The following is a 912-nucleotide window of genomic DNA, read 5'->3' on the forward strand; positions in this document are numbered from 1 at the left end:
CGCTGCGATTGAGCAACAACTTATGGCGTACCAAAAGCTCGTTGCCCGTGTGACCACGGACCAAAAAGTCAACTCTACCCTTGAAGACTTTGAATCGCTCTTCTTCAACAACATGATTCTTGTGCTCGACCGTTACTTCGTCCACAGACTCAGAATGGTCGCTGGCAAGGATAAATCCACTCAACGAAGTCGAAATGCTGGCTGACCCTTGATGAATAACAATGGAATCCTGCGTGGCAACAATGTGATCAAGTACATCCCGGAACAGTCAGTTTTGAAGCTCCCATTAAGCTCACGGTGGCGGACTTCGAACGTCTCTCTGCGGCCTTTTTCGTAGAGCTAGAGATAAATTTCTGTAGGCCTTGTTGTTCTCGCCACCTTCCGAGAGCCGGTGGTAACGTGATTACGAGTCCTTGGCGTATCGTAAACAAGCGGAATGGGTCCCTTCCATAGGAGGAGGCTACTTTGTCCGGGGCACGTCAAATACACAATGTTTATCACGCCGTTGCAGATCCAAACCGACGCAAACTCATTCGTCTCTTGGCAGATGCGGAAGAACTACCTCTTCACGAGTTGACATCTCAGTTTCCAATGGGTCGTACAGCGGTTTCCAAACACCTGGCGGTCCTGAAAGATGCTGATCTGGTTGTAGACCGGAAAGTCGGAAGGGAAACATGCTATAGGCTAAATCCCGCTCCATTGAGGCAGATTCAAGATTGGGTATCGTATTACGAGAAATTCTGGACCAACAAAATGGTCGCCTTAAGTCGCTTGTTGGAGGCGGAACAACACATGGGGAAAGACGTGTCGCTTCACTTTGAATTTCAGAGTCCAATCGAGAAAGTATGGGCCGCCTTTACAGATTCGAACACGCTTGCGAAATGGCTTTATGCAAATGATTTCAAACCAGGG

Annotated in this window: 2 protein-coding genes; both read left to right on the forward strand. The window is 48.5% G+C overall.

All coding sequences use genetic code 11. From position 1 onward, the window contains the following. Positions 1-205, forward strand: a 205-nt coding sequence (locus ASH01S_RS19125) for a hypothetical protein (RefSeq protein ID WP_217996367.1), incomplete at its 5' end; no start/stop codon positions are given. A gap of 260 nt (positions 206-465) precedes the next feature. Beyond that, a partial coding sequence (locus ASH01S_RS17650; RefSeq protein WP_157067249.1) for a metalloregulator ArsR/SmtB family transcription factor occupies positions 466-912 on the forward strand: 447 nt, incomplete at its 3' end.

The organism is Alicyclobacillus shizuokensis NBRC 103103 (genome assembly GCF_001552255.1).
In the GTDB taxonomy this organism is placed as follows: domain Bacteria; phylum Bacillota; class Bacilli; order Alicyclobacillales; family Alicyclobacillaceae; genus Alicyclobacillus_G; species Alicyclobacillus_G shizuokensis.